The organism is Rhizobium ecuadorense (genome assembly GCF_001187535.1).
In the GTDB taxonomy this organism is placed as follows: domain Bacteria; phylum Pseudomonadota; class Alphaproteobacteria; order Rhizobiales; family Rhizobiaceae; genus Rhizobium; species Rhizobium ecuadorense.
Genome location: NZ_LFIO01000488.1, coordinates 1 through 236, shown reverse-complemented (window position 1 = coordinate 236; position 236 = coordinate 1). Strand labels below are relative to the sequence as shown.

Here is a 236-nt window from a genome sequence, read left to right as displayed (position 1 = left end):
ACCCCGCCCTGACGCTCGGCCTGCCGGTTGGCATGAGCGTCACCTCGGGCCTGAATGCCATGGCCCATGCGGTCGAGGCGCTCTACGCGCAGGATCGCAACCCGATATCGACACTGATGGCGGCGGAGGGGCTGCGCGCCTTCAAGACCAGTCTGCCCGACATCGTCGCTGTGCCGCGGGATGCCGGTGTCCGCGCCGATGCGCTCTACGGCGCCTGGCTCTGCGGCACCGTGCTC

1 pseudogene is annotated in these 236 nt (G+C 69.9%); it reads left to right on the top strand.

The features are described from left to right. Positions 1 to 236, top strand: a pseudogene (locus AF337_RS11530) (maleylacetate reductase); the annotation flags it as partial.